Below are 15949 nucleotides of genomic sequence, written 5' to 3' on the forward strand. Positions count from 1 at the left end.
GGATGACCGCGAATCCCTCCGCCGCCTCTTCGACCGGCCCCGCCCGCAAGCCCGCCGCCAAGCCGGCGGTCGCGGACATCTATCCGCTGACCCCGCTGCAGAAGGGCCTGCTGTTCCACGCCCTGTACGAGCCGGACTCCGCGGTCTATTTCGAGCAGCTCTGCGTCACCCTGGAGGGCGACCTGGACGCGGGCGCCTTCGAGCGGGCGTGGCGCCGGCTGATCGACCGCCACGCCATCCTGCGCTCCGCCTTCGTGACCAAGGGCCAGCGGGAGCCGGTGCAGGTCGTGTTCGACCAGGTCCCCTTCGCGATCTCGCAGGAGGACTGGAGCGGCCTGGACGAGGCGTCGCGGCGGGCGCGGCTGGACGCCTTCCTGGAGGAGGACCGCCGCCGGGGCTTCGCCTTCAACCGCCCGCCGCTGATGCGGATCGCCCTGGTCCGGCTGGGTCCGGGCCTGTTCCGCATGGTGTGGAGCCACCATCACCTGCTGCTGGACGGCTGGTCGCTGCCGATCCTGATGGGCGAGCTGTTCGCCCTCTACCGCTCCGAGCGGGACGGCACCCTGGCCGCCCTGCCGACACCCGCCGCCTACGGCGACTACGTCGCCTGGCTCGGCCGCCAGGACCGCGCGGCGGCGGAGGCGTTCTGGCGCGACCACCTGGCCGGGCTGGAAGGTCCGACCCCCCTCGGCATCGACATCGCCGGGAAGCGCGGCGGGGCCGGCGGGATCGAGCAGAGGGTGTTCGCCCTGGACGCGGCCGCGACGGCGGCCGTGGCCGAGCTCGCCCGGCGCTGCCGGGTGACCCAGGCGAGCGTGGTGGAATCCGCCTGGGCGATCGTGCTGAGCCGCTACGCCGGCACCGACGACGTGACCTTCGGCGTCACGCTCAGCAGCCGCCCGGCCGACCTGCCCGGGTCCGAGCGGATGGTCGGGCTGTTCGTCAATTCCCTGCCCCTGCGGATCGCGATCGACGCGGCGAAGCCGGTGGCCGACCTGCTGCGGCAGGTCCAGGAGCGGCAGCTCCAGCTCCAGCGCTTCGACCATTGCGGCTTGACCGACATCCAGGGCTGGTCGCCGGTGCCGCGCGGCGAGCCGCTGTTCGAAAGCCTGTTCGCGTTCGAGAACTTCCCGCTCGGCGACAGGCTGGGCGAGGCGGTGCCCGAGATCGCCGTCCGCGACGCTACCCTGATCGAGAAGACCCACTATCCGCTGACCCTGATCGTCGTCCCCGGCGCGACGCTGACCGTCAAGGTCGCGGTCGACACCGCGCGCATCCCGGCCGAAGCCGCGGAAGGCGTGTTCCGCCACCTGGCCCAGGTGCTGGACGCCATGGCCGCCGACGCGGCCCGCTTGGTCGCCTCCATCGGCCTGCTGCCCGATCCCCTGGTCCCGGCCGGCATCGAGGACGTGGCGCTGCCCGCCAACTCCCTGGCCGAGGCCTTCGCCGCCACTGCCGCGCGCTTTCCCGACCGCACCGCCGTGGTGGACGGGAAAGCGCGCCTGACCTATGCCGAGCTGGCGGCCCGCGCCGCCCCTCTGGCCCGCCGCCTGCGCGCGGCCGGGGCCGGACCAGACCGGCCCGTGGGCATCTGCCTGGAGAAGTCCGCCGACCTGATCGTCGCCATGCTGGCGGTGGTCGAGGCCGGCGGCGCCTACCTGCCGCTCGACCCGGCCTATCCGGAGGAGCGGCTGGCGTTCCTGGTCGCCGACAGCGGCGCCGCGATCGTCGTGACCACCGCCGAGCTTGCCGGCCGGCTGCCCCAGTCCCCCGCGCTGGTCCTGATCGACCGGCCGTCGGACGTTCCCGACGCCGCCGCGACCCGCCCCGCCGGCCCGGACGATGCGGCCTACGTCATCTACACCTCCGGCTCGACCGGGACGCCGAAGGGCGTGGTGGTGACCCACCGCAACGTGCTGCGCCTGTTCGCCGCGACGCAGCCCTGGTTCGGCTTCGGCGAGCGCGACGTGTGGTGCATGTTCCACAGCTTCGCCTTCGACTTCTCGGTTTGGGAGACTTGGGGCGCGCTGCTCCACGGCGGCACCCTGGTGATGGTTCCCTGGCTGGTCTCCCGCGATCCCGACGCCTTCCTGACCCTGCTGGAGCGGGAGCGGGTCACGGTGCTGAACCAGACGCCGTCGGCCTTCGCCCAGCTCATGGCCGCCGACGCGGCGCGGCCCTCGAAGCCCGGCCTGGCGCTGCGCACCGTGGTGTTCGGCGGCGAGGCGCTGGAGCCGGCGATGCTCGCCCCCTGGGTCGCCCGGCGCGGCGACAGGATGCCCGAACTGGTCAACATGTACGGCATCACCGAGACGACGGTGCATGTCACCTACCGCCCGATCCGGAGCGCCGACATCGAGGCCGGCGGCCACAGCGTGATCGGCCGGCCGATCCCCGACCTGGGCATCGAGATCCTGGACCAGCACGGCCATCCCGTGCCCCCCGGCGCGATCGGGGAGATCTGCGTGCTCGGCGCCGGCGTCGCCCGCGGCTATCTCGGCCGGCCGGAGCTGACGGCCGAGCGCTTCGTCGAGCGTGCCTCGCCCGCCGGCACCGTCCGGCTCTACCGCTCCGGCGACCTCGCGCGGCGGCTGCCCGACGGCGACATCGAGTATTGCGGCCGGCGCGACCACCAGGTGAAGGTGCGCGGGTTCCGGATCGAGACGGGCGAGATCGAATCCGCGCTGTCCCGGCACCCGCAGGTGGCCCAGGCTCTGGTGCTGGCGCCGCAGGGGGCCGCCGGCCGGCGCCTCGTGGCCTATCTGGCGATGCGCCCCGGCGAAGCGCGTCCCGGCGCCGACGCGCTGCGCGGTTTCCTGCGCGGCCACCTGCCCGACCACATGGTGCCGGAGGCGTTCGTCCCGCTGGATGCCTTCCCGCTGACGGTCAACGGGAAGATCGACCGCGCCGCCCTGCCCGACCCCGACGCCGCGCGCACCGGCGTGGCCGGCGCCTACGCCCCGCCGGAGACGGAAACCCAGCGCATCCTGTGCGAGGCCTGGGCCGCGGCGCTGGGCGTCGAGCGGGTCGGCATCGACGACGATTACTTCGCCCTGGGCGGCGACAGCATCCGGAGCATCCGGCTGGTGGCGCTGGCCCGCGACAAGGGCGTCACCGCCAGCCTGCCGCAGCTGTTCGGCAACCCGACCGTCCGCCGCCTGGCAGCCGTGCTGGACGCCGCCGGACCCGCCGCCGGCACGGCAGACAAGGAGCCCGCCGGCCCCTTCTCCCTGGTCGCGGAAGCCGACCGCGCCCTGCTGCCCGCCTGGGCGGAGGACGCCTACCCGCTGACCCGGCTCCAGGCCGGCATGCTGTTCCACGGCGATTTCGACGCCGCCCAGTCCCTGTACCAGGACCTCTTCCTGTTCCGCCTGCGCCTGCCGGTGGACATCCCGGCGCTGGAGCGGGCGCTGGCCGAGACCGTCGCGGCCCACCCGGCGCTGCGCACCGGCTTCGACCTGGAAAGCTTCTCCCGCCCGCTCCAGCTGGTCCGCCGGGAGGTGCCGTCGCCCCTGTCCGTGTCCGACCTGCGCGGCCTGCCCGCGGCGGAGCAGGAAAGCCGGCTGGCGGCCCATGTCGCGGAGGAGCGCCGGCTCGGCTACGACTGGCGCCAGGCCCCGTGCGGCCGGATCGCGGTCCACCGCTTGGCCGACGACGTGGTCCATCTCAGCCTGGGCTTCCACCACGCCGTGCTGGACGGCTGGAGCGTAGCGACCTTCCTGGCGGAATGGGTGCAGCGCTACCTGCACCGCCTCGGCCGGGGCGTCGGCGCGGTGCCGGCCGCACCGGCGGGCAGCTTCCGCGATTTCGTGGCGCTGGAGACCCGCGCCTTGGCCGACCCCGCGATCCGGGGCTATTGGGAAAGGACGCTGGCCGGCCTGCCGATCACCGCCCTGCCGCGCCGGAGGCTGCCCGCCGACGCCCCGCGCCCGTCCGGCCGGCTCGACCGCGCGTTCCCCCCGGAACTGACGGAGCGGCTGCGCGAGGTCGCCCGGACAAGCCGGCTGCCGCTGAAGGCGCTGCTGCTGGCGGCGCACCTGCGCGTGCTGGCGCTGCTCGCCGGCTCGTCCGACGTGGTCACCGGGCTGGTGTCCAACGGCAGGCCCGACGACCGGGACAGCACGCGGGTCCTCGGCCTGTTCCTCAACACGCTGCCGTTCCGCCTCCGGATCGAGCGGCGCTGGAGCTGGCTGGACCTCGCCCGCGCCGCCCATGCGGGAGAAGCCGCGATGCTGCCCCACCGCCGCCTTCCCATGGCCGAGCTGCGCCGGATCGCCGGCGGCAGGGCGCTGTTCGAGACGTCGTTCAACTTCGTCAATTTCCACGTCTACCAGGGCCTCGCCGGCCTGCGCGACATCGAGCTGCTGGACACCCGGTCGTTCGACGACATCGACATCCCGTTCAGCGTCAGCTTCAGCGACGATGCCGGCGGCGGGCCGCTGCGCGTCGGCATCGGCTACGACGCCGCCCAGTTCTCCGACGGCTTCGCCGAGACGGCCGCGGACCTGCTGGAGGGGGCGCTCCGCGCCTTCGCCGAAGCCCCCGACCAGCCCTTCGCCGACGCGGCGCTGGTCGAACCCCTCCCCCCGTCGCCCGACTTCCCGGCCGAGGCCCCCGCCGTCCCCGTTCACCGCGCCGTGCTGGAACAGGCGCGCCTGTCGCCGGACCGCACCGCCGTGGTGGCCGGCGGCGACCGCTGGACCTATGGCGAGCTGGCTGCCTCCTCCGCCCGGCTGGCGCACCGGCTGCGCGCCCTGGGAGTAGGCCCGGACCGTCCTGTCGCGCTGCTGCTGGAACGGTCCTTCGCCTTCGTCTCCGCCATGCTGGGAACCTTGCTGGCGGGCGGCGCCTATGTCCCGCTGGACCCGGCGCAGCCGCCGGCCCGCCTCGCCTCCGCGCTGGAGACCTGCCGGCCGGCCGTGCTGGTCACCGCGGGCGGCACCGCCGGCGTGGCCGTGCCGGACGGCACCATTACCCTCGACCTCGCCGCGGAAGCGCTGGAGCTGTCCGACCTGCCCGCGACCGCGCCGGAGGTCGCGGACCACCCCGACGCGCTTGCCTACCTGATCTTCACCTCCGGCTCCACCGGCAAGCCCAAGGGCGTCGCCGTGCCGAACCGGGCGCTGGCGGACCATATGGCGTGGTTCCTGCGGGACTATCCCGTCCGGCCTGATGACGTCATGCTCCAGAAGACGCCCGTGGTGTTCGACGCCTCGGTGGATGAGCTGTGGGCCGCCCTGATGTCGGGCGCCACCCTGCGGCTCGCCCGCGCCGACGGCCACCGCGACCCGGCCTATCTGGCGGCGGAGATCGCGGCCGGCGGGGTCACGCTGCTCCATCTGGTGCCGACCCAGCTTGACTTGCTGCTGCGCGAGCCCGCCTTGGCGGATTGCCGCACCCTGCGGCGCGTGGCCGTCGGCGGCGAGGCGTTGCCCATGACGCTGGTCGAACGGCTGCAAGCGCTGCTGCCGGTGGAGGTGATCAATCTCTACGGCCCGACCGAGACGACGGTCGAATGCTCGATCCGCCGGGTCGAGGGGTTCGAGGCCGGCGACACCGCCACCCTGGGCGATCCCCGCGACGGCACCCTGCTGCATATCCTGGACGGCGACCTGATGCCCGTTCCCGACGGCGTCCCGGGCGAGCTCTATGTCGGCGGCGCCGGGCTGGCGCGGGGCTACTGGGGAGCGCCGGACCTGACGGCCGAACGTTTCGTCCCCGATCCGTTTTCCGGAACGCCCGGCGCTCGGCTCTACCGCACCGGCGACCGGGTCCGCAGGGTCCCCGGCGGCGGGCTCGACTATCTCGGCCGCGTCGACCGCCAGACCAAGCTGCGGGGATACCGGATCGAGCCGGACGAGGTCGAGCGCGTGCTGGAACGGCACCCCCTGGTCCGCCGCGCCGCCGTCTCCGTCCGCTCCGGCCCGGGCGGCTCGCCCCGGCTGGTCGCCTATGTGGAAGCGTCCGACTCCGGCTGGGAGCAGCCGCTGGCCGACCATGCCCGCGCCAACCTGCCGGACTACATGGTGCCGGCGCTGTACCATCCGGTCCATGCCTGGCCGCTGCTGGCGAGCGGCAAGATCGACCGCTCCGCCCTGCCCGACCCCGCCGAGGCCCCGCGGGACTCCGACGCCGGCCGGCCGTTCCGGGCACCCGCCTCCGGCGCCGAGACCGCCCTGGCGGAGGTCTGGCGGGCCGTCCTGGCGGTGGAGCGGGTCGGGGCCGAGGATGATTTCTTCGCGCTCGGCGGCGACAGCATCCTCAGCCTTCAGATCGTCGCCCGGGCCAAGGCGCGCGGCCTGGTACTGACCCTTCAGCAGGTCTTCCGCCACCCGAAGCTGGCCGACATGGCGCGGACCGCGGTCCCGCTCGCCCCCGCCGCCGAGGAGGAGCCGGCCGAGCCGCTGGCCGGCCCTGTCCCGCTGACGCCGGCGCAACGCTGGTTCTTCGCCGACCCCCCGCCCAACCCGTCGCACTGGAACCACGCGGTGCTGGTCAGCCTCCGGCAGGCGGCGACGCCCGGGCAGGTCGCCTCGGCCGTCCGGGCCGCCCTGGGCCGCCACGACGCCTTCCGCCTCCGCTTCCGCCGCACCGAAGCCGGCTGGGAGCAGGCCTATGCCGACCGCGACGACCCCGTGCCGTTCGAGACGGTCGAAGTCGATGGCGCCGCCGCCCTGACCGCGCACGCAGCGGCGGTCCAGCGCGCGCTGGACCTGACCGGGGGGCCGCTGGCGCGGGCGGTGCTCTATATCCTTCCGACGCCGGAACGGCCGCGCCTGCTGATCGCCGCGCACCATCTGGTGGTGGACGGCGTCTCCTGGCGGGTTCTGCTCCATGATTTCGCCTTCGCATTGACCGGCCTCGTCACCGAACCGCCGCCGCCCAGGCCGGCGTTCGGCCGCTGGGCGCGCGGGCTGGCCGCCGCGGTGGCTTCTCCCCGGATCTCGGGGCAGGCCCCGTTCTGGCTGGAGGAGGCGACCGCCCCCGCCGCCGACCTGCCGGCCGACCCGTCCGGCCCGGCCGTGGAGGGCGACGCCCGCACGGTTGAGACCGTGATCGACGCCGAAACCACCGCCCTGCTGCTGCGGGCGGCGCCGGCCCGCCTGCGCGCCGACGGACAGGAGATCCTGCTGGCCGCCCTGGCCGAGGCGCTGGCCGTCGATATCGCCCCGGGCGATCTGCGGATCGCGCTGGAAGCCCACGGCCGCCAGGACCTCGTCCCCGGCGTCGATCTCGCCGGAACGGTCGGCTGGTTCACGGCGCTCCACCCGTTCCGGCTGCCGGTGGACGGCGCCGGCGGTCCCGCCGCGGCCCTGGCCCGCGTCAAGGAACGGCTGCGCCGGGTCCCCGACGACGGCATCGGCCACGGCCTGCTGCGCTGGTACGGCGACGAGGCCGTGGCCGCCCGGCTGGCCGCCGCGCCCGAGCCGTCCTTCGCCTTCAACTATCTGGGCCAGGTGGACGGCACCTTCGGCGACTCCGGCCCGATCGGCATGGCGCCGGAGGCGGTCGGCGACACCATCGACCCGAGCGCGCCCCGGCGCCACGCGCTGGAACTGGTCGCCGCCGTGGTCGGCGGCCGGCTCACCCTGCGCTGGATCCATGTCCCCGCCCTGCACGCCGCCGACCGGGTCGAAGCCTGGGCCGACCGCTTCGCGCAGGCGCTGGAACGGCTGGTCGCCCTGGACGGCGCGGCGGCGCGGGCCGCCTGGACCCCGTCCGACTTCCCGCTGGCGGGGCTCGACGCCGGGACGCTTCCCCTGGTCCTGGGCGACGGCGAGATCGACGACATCTATCCCCTGACCCCCGCCCAGGAAGGCATGCTCTTCCACACGGTGGAGCAGGCCGCCGGTTCCGGCGTCTATGTCCAGCAGGTCACCGCCCGGCTCGACACCCCCCTCGGCGCCGAGGGGCTGACGCGGGCCTGGCAGGCGGTGCTCGAAGCATATCCCAACCTGCGCGCCGGCTTCGCCTGGGCGGGGCTGCCCCGGCCGCTCCAGCGCATCCCCCGCCGGGCCGAGCTGCCGGTCGCGGTGCTGGACTGGCGCGCCCTGGGCGAGGCCGGGCAGGCCGCCGCCCTCGACCGCTTCCTGGCCGAGGACCGGGCGCGGGGCTTCGATCCCGCGACGCCGCCGCTGATGCGGGTCACCCTGGCGCGGACCGGGGAGACCGCTTGGCAGGTGGTATGGAGCCACCATCACCTGCTGCTGGACGGCTGGTCCATGCCGATCGTGTTCCGGGGCGTGATGCGGGCGCTGGCCGCCATCACGCGGGGCGACGCCCCCGACCTGCCGGGCGACCACGGCTTCCGCGACCATGTCGCCCGCCTCGCGAAGGCCGACCCCGCCGGGGCCGCGGATTTCTGGCGCGAGCGGCTGGCCGACGCGCCCGAGGCGATCTTCCCCGCGGCGGGCCGCCGGCGCGGCGCCGGGACCGGCATGGCGATGCGCAGCCTCGACCTTCCCCCCGCCCCGGCCGGCCGCCTCGCCGAATCCGCCCGCCGCCACGGCGTCACCCAGAGCACGCTGGTCAACGCCGCCTGGGCGGTGCTGCTCGGCCGCTACGGCGGCACGCTCGACGTGCTGTACGGCGTCACGGTATCGGGCCGGCCGCTGGACCTGGACGGGTCCGAGGGGATGGTCGGCATGTTCATCAACACGCTGCCGGTGCGGGCGGCGCTCGACCCGGCGGCGACTCTCGCCGACTGGCTTCCCGCCTTCCAGGCCGGCTTCGCCGATCTGGCGGCCCATCAGGACAGCCGGCTGGTGGATATCCAGTCCTGGAGCGGGCGCCCCCGCCAGCAGCCGCTGTTCGAGGCGATCCTGGTCTACGAGAACTATCCCGTCGCCTCCGAGGTCCGCGCCTCCGCCGGCCTCGCGGTCGGCGCCGTCACGGCGCGGGAACAGAACAATTTTCCGCTAAGCCTCTATGTCCTCCCCGGCGACGGCCTGCGGCTGGAGCTGATGTGGGACCGCGCCCGCCTGGACGACGGCGCCGCCGGCGCGCTCCTGGCCGAGCTGGCGGCCCTGCTCGAAGCGCTCGCCGACCCCGCCCGGGAACGGATCGCCGACCTGCTGCCGGACGCGCCGGACCCCGCCGCCATCGGCTCCGCCGGCCCCGTCGGACCCCCCGTCCACCGCCGCATCCTGAACCACGCCGAGGCCGAACCCGGCCGCTTCGCCGTGATCGCCGAGGACGCGACCCTGACCTATGGCGAGCTGGCCGAGCGCGCCCGCCGCGTGGCGTCCGGCCTCGCGGCGGCGGGCATCCGCCCGGACGACCGCGTCGGCATCTTCCTGGACCGGGGCGCCGACCTGCTGCCGGCCCTCCTGGGCGTGCATCTGGCGGGGGCCGCCTATATCCCGCTCGACCCCGCCTTCCCGGCGGAACGGCTGGCGATGATGGTGGAGGACGGCCGCCCCGCCGCCATCGTCGCCACCCGCGCCCTGCGCGCCGAAGCACCGCCCGGCGCCGCGCCCGTGCTGACGGTGGAAGACCTGCTGGCCGGCCCCGAAGCGCCCGTCCCCGCCGACCCGCGCGAGGGCGACCGCCTCGCCTACGTGATCTTCACCTCCGGCTCGACCGGGCGGCCCAAGGGCGTCGCGGTCGGCCGCCGGGCGCTCGCCAACGTGGTCGACAGCTTCGCGGAGCGGCCCGGCTTCGGCCGCGACGACCGGCTGGCCGCGGTCACCACCCTGTCGTTCGACATCGCGGCGCTGGAACTGTTCCTGCCGCTGGCCGCCGGCGCCACGCTGGTGCTGTGCGGAGCCGCCACCGCCGTGGACGGCGCCGCGCTCGTGGAGCTGATCGCGTCCCGGGGCGCCACCGTGCTCCAGGCGACGCCCGCCACCTGGCGCCTGCTGCTCGCCGCCGACTGGCGCCCGCCGCAGGGCTTCGCCGGCTGGGTCGGGGGGGAGGCGGTCCCGGCCGACTTGGCGGCGGCCCTGCTCGACCGGGGCGTCGCGCTGTGGAACGTCTACGGCCCGACCGAGACGACGATCTGGTCGGCGGCGCGCCGGATCGACGACGCTGTTCAGGCCGGCGTCGTCGGCGCGCCCGTGCGCAACACCTGGATCGGCGTGGTCGACGCCTTCGGCCGCCCCGCTCCGGCCGATGCCCCGGGCGAGCTGGCGATCGGCGGCGACGGCCTCGCCGAGGGCTACTGGGAGCGCCCGGACCTGACGGCGGACCGGTTCGCGGCCAACCGCTTCCCCGGCCTGCCCGGCGCCCGCTGCTACCTGACCGGCGACAAGGCGGTGCGGCGGCCTGACGGCGATTTCGACATCCTCGGCCGGCTCGACACCCAGGCCAAGATCCGGGGTTTCCGCATCGAGCTGGGCGAGATCGAGAGCGTCCTGCGCACCCTGCCCGGCATCGCCGAGGCGGTGGTCGTGATCGGCCGCGACGCCCAGGGCGAACCGCGCCTCGTCGCCAACCTCGTCCCGGAGGACGGCGCGCCCGATCTCGCGGTCGCCGACCTGCGCGAGCGGTCTCTCGCCCGCCTGCCCGGCTACATGGTGCCGACGGTCTGGCGCATCCTGCCCGAGCTGCCGCTGACGCCCAACCGCAAGATCGACCGCAAGGCCCTGGCCCAGGCCCCCGTCGAGGTGACCGCCACCCGGCTGGCGCCCCGCGACCCGGTGGAGGACGCCGTCGCCCGCCTGTGGGCCGAGGCGTTCGGCGGCGGGGAGATCGGCGTCGAGGACGATTTCTTCGACCTCGGCGGCCATTCCCTGGTCGCCATGCGGATCCACGCCAAGCTGGGCCGGGTTTTCCAGACCGAGCTGCGCCTGCGCGAGTTCCTGGAGGCGCCGACCGTCGCCGCCCAGGCCGCCTTGCTGCGGTCGCGGGAGGCGGCGCCCGGCCGCGCCCTGAAAGTGGCCCAGGCCTATCTCCGCCTGCTCGCCATGACGCCGGAGCAGAAGGAAGCCCTGCGACAGGCCCGCTCCGCCGGCAACAAGTCCCCGTGATGAAAGTATAGGTCATGCGCATAGACACAGTCACCGCGGTCGTCACCGGGGCCGCCCAGGGGCTGGGGCGCTGCTTCGCCCTGGAGCTGGCCCGCGCCGGCGCCCGGGTGATGGCCGGCGACATCCAGGCCGACGGCCTGGGCACCCTCGCGGAGGAGGCCCGGGGACTCGCCGGCCGGGTCGAGACCATGGCGCTCGACGTGACCCAGGAGGCCTCGGTGCGCGGCTTCCTCGGCGAGACGGCGGCCCGGCTCGGCACGCCGAACCTGCTGGTCAACAATGCCGGCATCCTGCGCGACGGCGTCCTGGCGCTGCGCGAGGAGGACGGCTTCGTCCGCAAGATGCCCAGCGTTCAGTGGAAGTCGGTGATCGAGACCAATCTGACCGGCTGCTACGTGATGGCGCGGGAGGTTGTCTCGCAGATGCTGGAGAACGGCGTCAGCCCCGGCTTGGTGGTCAACATCTCCTCGATCACCGGGGCCGGCAACCCGGGCCAGGGCAACTACGCCGCCGCCAAGGCCGGCCTGGACGCCGCCACCCGGACCTGGGCGCTGGAATTGGCGCAATACGGCATCCGCGTCGGCGCCATAGCGCCGGGGCTGATCGACACGCCCATGGCGCAGGCCCTGGACCCCGACGAGCGCGCCGGCATGGTGGCCGACGTGCCCCTGGGCCGCATGGGCAGGCCGGAGGAGATCTGGGCGGCGCTGCGCTTCATCGTGGAATGCGACTTCTTCACCGGCCGGGTCATCCAGGTGGACGGCGGGGCGAGCTATTCATGAGCATCCCGCGCATCATCCACCAGATCTGGTACCAGGGCGAGGACCAGATGCCCGCCAAGTTCCGCGCCTTCGGCGACGGCTGGCGCCGCAACCACCCGGACTGGTCGTTCCACCTGTGGAACGAGACCACCATGCGCGCCTTCATGGCAGAAAACCACGCCTGGTTCCTGCCGATCTACGACGGCTATCCGCTGAACATCCAGCGCATCGACGCGGTGCGCTACTTCATCCTGCACACGCTGGGCGGCCTCTACGTGGACAGCGACATCGAAAGCCTGAAGCCGATCGATACGCTGGTGGAACGGCCAAGCCTGCTGCTGTCGCGGACCGTGGGATACAACAACGCCATCGTCGGCAGCGTGCCCGGCCACCGCTTCTGGGAGACGGTGTTCGAGGCGCTGAAGTCCAACCACCGGCGCCCGAAGCGCTCGCCGCTGAATTTCCTGGTCGATGCCGACGCCCTGTTCGTGGCGCACAGCACGGGACCCCGCCTGTTCACCGACTGCGTCCGGCGCAGTGGCGTGGAGGCCGACGCCGACACCCTGGTCTGCCCCTCCTGGTACTTCGAGCCCGGCACCCCGGCGGAAGTGAACGGCCGCATCACCATCGACCCCGACACCTCCCGCTCCTACGGCATCCACCACATGAGCCAGACCTGGATGTCCCCCGGGCGCCGCGCCCTCGACGCCGCCCTCAAGCCGGTGATGGCACTCGCCCGCCGCTTCGCCGCGCCGGGGTGAGAGGCCCCACACTCCCTCACCCTGACCCTCTCCCCCTTCCGCGGGCGAGGGAACGCCGAGCTGAAGGATGCGACTGCTCCCGAACAGGCCAAACCGGTCCCGTGAGAAGCTTTTCACCGGGCATGGTCCCCTCGCGCCCGAAATGAGGGAGGGTGAGGATGAGGGGTGCGGGTGGCCGACCAGGACAGGGCCGGGAGCGGCAGGCCGAGAAACTTTGCCCAAGCGATCAAGGCCCGCGAGAAGCGCGGCTCGGGACCGTACTTCCTCAGCGCCACGGGCAAGGCTTCGGCTACCAACGTCCGCGCTCCGAGAAGGTCGCCCTGCGCGCTGAGCGTTGCAGCCAGATTGTTCATACTGGCCAGGGTGTCGGGATGCTCGTCACCCAGCACTTGGCGACGGAGAAGCAGTACCTGCTTCTGGAGTGCCCGGGCGCTGTCGTACTCGCCCTGTGCCCGGAGCGTTTCAGCCAAATTGTTCATGCTGATTAGGGTGTCGGGATGCTCGTCGCCCTGCACTCGGCGGCGGAGAAGCAGCACTTGCTCCTGGAGCTCGCGGGCGCCGCCGTGGTCGCCCTGTGCCCATAACGTCGCGGCCAGATTGTTCATACTGGTCAGGGTGTCGGGATGCTCGTCTCCCAGCACTTGGAGACGGAGAATCAGCACTTGCTCCTGGAGAGCCTGGGCGCCGTCGTAGTCGCCCTGCGCCCCGAGCGTTCCAGCCAAATTGTTCATGCTGATCAGGGTGTCGGGATGCTCGTCGCCCTGCATTCGGCGGCGGAGAAGCAGCACTTGCTCCTGGAGCTCGCGTGCGCCGCCGTGGTCGCCCTGTGCCCGGAGCGTTTCGGCCAGATTGCTCATGCTGGTCAGGGTGTCGGGATGCTCGGCGCCGAGCAGGTGTTTCGTTGCGCCGAAGGTTCGGTGTAAGTCCGCCTCCGCGTCGGCGTAAGCTCCCCGCTGAGAATTGAAACGCCCGAGCCGCGACAAGAGCGCGGCTGTCGGAACGTCCGGCAGGTCTCCGGTCAGGGCTCTCGCGTGGGGGACCAGAGGCAGCAGGGCGGCATGGTTGCGGATGTCGCCGGCCTTCTCCATAGCCCCGATCAGTGCCGCCACGGCGGCGTCGCGCATTGCGGGCGGCGGCTCACCCTTGTGGAAGCGCAGGGTGCGGCTGACCAGCACATGGACCGATACGGCATCACCGGCATCCTCCCCGTCGCCCGGAATGTGTTCGGCCAGGGCTTCCCGCGTCGCCGCCTTGACGGCGCGGGCGGCCTCGGCCGTGCCGGCTTTGCCGCCGCCGGACAGACGGGCGAAAACGTCTGCCACTAGAGGCCTGGGAATTGGTGCCGAGGCCAGCAGGGCGGCGAGGTGCAGCAAGCGTAAGCTGGCCGCGTCAAGCCGGTCGATGCTGGCCAGCAGGGTGGCCGCGATCTGCTGGGCGTGGCCGGTCGGCAGGCTGTCGGCCAACTCGGCGGCCAAGTCAGTCGCATCCTCGGCGGGGTCGCGCAAAAGGTCGTGGAAATCCTGGTAGCCCAGCATCTCGACGGCGGCACCCGCCACGTCGACCGCCAGGGCGTGGTTGCCCAACAGGGCCAAGATCTCCCGCGCCGCCGCCCGCTCCACATCGTTACGCGGGGCACGGCGGCTGGTCAGAAGTTCATGGGCTTCGTCGTCCGACAGCAATCCCAGCCGATGGACGAAGCCGGACCCGGCCAGCGCGGTACTGCGGGTGGTGACCAGGGTGGCGCCGTTGGCGGTTGGCGCGCTCCAGGCGTTCAGGTCGGCCGTGCCGGCGTCCGGGGGCAGGTCGTCCACGATCCACAGGTAGGTTTCCCGCTCGGCCAGCTTGCCCTTCAGCAAGCCCGCGACCGCGTCCGGCCCAAGGCCGGCGGTCGCGCTGCCGAGGCTTTCGGCGATGCCCTGCCGCTGCGCCCCCAGGTCCTGCCCCCTGCCAGCGTCGAGCCAGAAGATGCCGCCGGGATAGGCGGCGCAGAAACGCCGGGCGTATTCCTCCGCCAGCAGGGTCTTGCCGATGCCGCCCATGCCCTGCACCTGGACCAGCCCGACGCTGTCGCCGGTGATCAGCGCGATCCGGTTCTTCGACAGGCGCTCGTCGATCCGCCACATGTCGGGGAATCGGCCGACGAACCGGCTGGACCCGGCGCGCGGGTTGCCGCCGTGCCAGAGCGGGCCGCCGAGCGCCTGGACCTCGCCGAAGCTGCCGGCCAAACCCTCCAGCAGGGCGGCGGCCCGGCCGGCCAGCGCCTCGGCCCGGGCGCCGCGCGCATCGACATATTTCTTCGCCAGGATATCGGCCGGCTGGAGATGCCCGGCGCCCGCCTCCGGGTTCAGCGCCAGGATGCGGCGCTCGACCGTCCTGCCGTCGGGGAACTCGTGCTGGGCGGCGATGATGGCGGAGGTCAGCTCCCACTGGCAGGCGCGGCGGGTCGGGTATGTGGCCGAGTACCAGGCGACCAGCATCCGCGCGCGGCCGAGTCCCTCCATGATCCGCCGCCGGATGGACTCCCCGTCCGTGATCTCCGTCTCGTCATGGAAAACACGGAGGTTCCGGGCCTTCAGTGCCTTGATAACAGGCAGCGCCGCGTCGCGGTCGGCGTGGGCGTAGCTGAAGAAGATATCGTAGTCCCGATCAATCGCCCGCCCCGCCCGGTACCGGCCGGCAGCGACGATGCCAAGCCTTCAAGATCAACCGACGCGGGCATCATAGCAGCGAAGGAACCGAATGCGGATCAGAATTCGCGCGTCACACCACCCAGACGTGGCTGCTGAGCCGAAGAGTGGGGATTGCTAGGCCCGGCCTGACGGCGGGGGGCTCCCTCCGTCGTCAGGCCGGCGGCACGGGGTAAGCATCATATCACGATCAGGAAGGTACGAGGCCCGGTTCGACGCCGGGCTGGGGGACATGCGCGTGTTCGACGCCGACGGCGCGCCGCTGGCCGATGACGATGCGGTCTACCTCGTCAACATGCTGGGCGAAGCGATGGACGAGATGGACCGCCGAGGCTTCGACCCGAGCACCGCCCGTTTCACCATCGACCGCCGGGTGCCGGCCGGGATAGCGGGAGGGGTGCAAACGTAATTCAGGTTCTTGCCACAGATTACGGCGATGGACAAAGATCCGGCCCGGATCATCTGAGGAAATCGCCGTTATCTGTGGCCAAATCCCTTCCTGCCGGCCCAGCACCGTCCAAGGCAGGGATCATTATCTATCCACAGCTGCACGCAGATGGACACAGAGAGCGCCGGGAGACCGGCAAGGAGTAGCGGGTGAAAGTCCTGTACGGTGAAGGAGTAGCGATCCACACCGGCCCCGAGTCATGCGGCGGCGGTCGTGAGGCCGACGGCGAAGCGTTGACAGGGGGGCGCATAGGCCAGCCATTGAGCCGCGTAAGAATCTCGATCCCGGATGCCGACAGGGTTCTGTGCCTGGAAGGCGATAC

Annotated in this window: 5 protein-coding genes; 4 read left to right on the forward strand and 1 reads right to left on the reverse strand. The window is 72.9% G+C overall.

The annotated features are described in order from the left end of the window. Positions 1 to 2: 2 nt before the first annotated feature. Genes IGS68_RS31775 through IGS68_RS31785 form a run of 3 tightly spaced genes read left to right on the forward strand, consistent with a single transcriptional unit; the run spans position 3 to position 12492 of the window. Positions 3 to 10970 (forward strand): non-ribosomal peptide synthetase, encoded by a 10968-nt coding sequence (locus tag IGS68_RS31775; protein ID WP_201083303.1) that lies wholly within the window; start codon positions 3 to 5, stop codon positions 10968 to 10970. A 14-nt stretch (positions 10971 to 10984) separates the two neighbouring features. Then, positions 10985 to 11752 carry an SDR family oxidoreductase gene (locus IGS68_RS31780; RefSeq protein ID WP_201083304.1) on the forward strand — a complete coding sequence of 256 codons (768 nt, stop codon included), beginning with the start codon at positions 10985 to 10987 and terminating at the stop codon, positions 11750 to 11752. Then, positions 11749 to 12492: a glycosyltransferase family 32 protein gene (locus IGS68_RS31785; protein WP_201083305.1), complete on the forward strand. Its 744-nt coding sequence runs from the start codon at positions 11749 to 11751 to the stop codon at positions 12490 to 12492. The genes IGS68_RS31780 and IGS68_RS31785 overlap by 4 nt, the downstream gene beginning before the upstream one ends. Before the next feature lie 113 nt (positions 12493 to 12605). Here IGS68_RS31785 and IGS68_RS31790 read toward each other — a convergent pair whose 3' ends face one another. Further along, positions 12606 to 15179, reverse strand: a complete 2574-nt coding sequence (locus IGS68_RS31790) for a tetratricopeptide repeat protein (protein WP_371822006.1) — start codon at positions 15177 to 15179, stop codon at positions 12606 to 12608. 232 nt (positions 15180 to 15411) lie between these two features. Between IGS68_RS31790 and IGS68_RS31795 the strand changes: the two genes are divergently transcribed. Beyond that, on the forward strand, positions 15412 to 15588 hold the full coding sequence (locus IGS68_RS31795; RefSeq protein WP_201083307.1) for a hypothetical protein: 177 nt from the start codon (positions 15412 to 15414) through the stop codon (positions 15586 to 15588). The last annotated feature ends 361 nt before the right edge of the window (positions 15589 to 15949 follow it).

Origin of the sequence: Skermanella sp. TT6, from assembly GCF_016653635.2 — a bacterium.
GTDB classification, from domain to species: Bacteria; Pseudomonadota; Alphaproteobacteria; order Azospirillales; family Azospirillaceae; genus Skermanella; species Skermanella cutis.